Below are 1003 nucleotides of genomic sequence, written 5' to 3'. Positions count from 1 at the left end.
TCTGTATTTTGTGATGTCATAAAATACACCCTCCAGATAATAAAAAACCCCGCATTTGCGGGGATTTTGAACTGTACCACACCCTCATTTAGATACAGTACGACCAGTGCCGTATTTGTCATTAAATACGATTTGCTACACTTTGTCAACATAAAAATAACACATATTGATAATTTCAAAGGGAATCTGTATGAAGCGAAGATGTAACAATGAAAAACAATGGATAAACTATGTCTAAACGCTTCATTTTAATAGGTGTAGTCATTATCGGAATATTAGCTTTTAGCTTTTATATCTTAAACAACCAAGGGACAACACCATGTGATAAGCTAGTAAATAAATTAGGAAATGTTTATAGGAACATATTTCAAAAAAGCGATATTCCTTTATATATGAAGTCGGAAAATGGAGAATGTTATCGCTTTGATGTTGTTGATAAAAAAATAAGCCATTTTAATAAAAAGATAAAGGAATGGTTCGTAATAGGCTTTATAATAATCACCATCATGTCTCTTCCGATTAACATACTCTGGCGATTTAGATTAAAGATTCCGGCGTTTTTATTTACAATAATGACCGCCTTAGCTGTTATTGCAATACCATATATATATGGGTGGTAGTATCTCTTTCAAATCTACTTTTTTGAAAAATGCTTCTGAAGCGCATTAAGAGCAACGCGTAATGAATTCACAAGGTGGGGTAGCATTTGATCTTCTATAACGAGGTACTGTAGCGCAGCATGAAGATTATACTGTCTATAAAGGCATTGTGCTTCTTTTAGTGCCTCTTTCACGGCTTGATAGTGATTTGTTGCTTTTTGAACCCATTGTTCAAAGCTATCTGGATCTGAATTTGTAGACACATCATCATAAATCGCATTAGGCAAGCCTTTTGCGCAAAGGTAATTATTTCTTATCTGTAGGTACTGTTGCGCGGCATCATATTGCTCTTGAGTAATCACGCCTTGCAAACAAAGCCGCCCGATATAGGTACCAGAAAGTGG

2 protein-coding genes are annotated in these 1003 nt (G+C 35.1%); one reads left to right on the top strand and one right to left on the bottom strand.

Annotation, left to right across the window (positions count from 1 at the left end):
• Positions 1–230 precede the first annotated feature (230 nt).
• Positions 231–620, top strand: a complete 390-nt coding sequence (locus ACFIL8_RS11025) for a hypothetical protein (protein ID WP_375689825.1) — start codon at positions 231–233, stop codon at positions 618–620.
• Between the two features lie 14 nt (positions 621–634).
• Here the strand turns inward: ACFIL8_RS11025 and ACFIL8_RS11020 are convergent.
• Positions 635–1003, bottom strand: a 369-nt coding sequence (locus tag ACFIL8_RS11020; RefSeq protein ID WP_375689823.1) for a hypothetical protein, incomplete at its 5' end; no start/stop codon positions are given.

Origin of the sequence: Bartonella sp. AP57NXGY (assembly GCF_042195805.1) — a bacterium.
Classification (GTDB): domain Bacteria; phylum Pseudomonadota; class Alphaproteobacteria; order Rhizobiales; family Rhizobiaceae; genus Bartonella.
Note: the sequence above shows the minus strand (reverse complement) of the source record. Positions and strands in the feature narration are given on the sequence as shown.

Bases quoted from the DNA above. Each gene is read 5' to 3' on its own strand.
- ACFIL8_RS11025 (WP_375689825.1), top strand. From the start codon at position 231: ATGTCTAAACGCTTCATTTTAATAGGTGTAGTCATTATCGGAATATTA.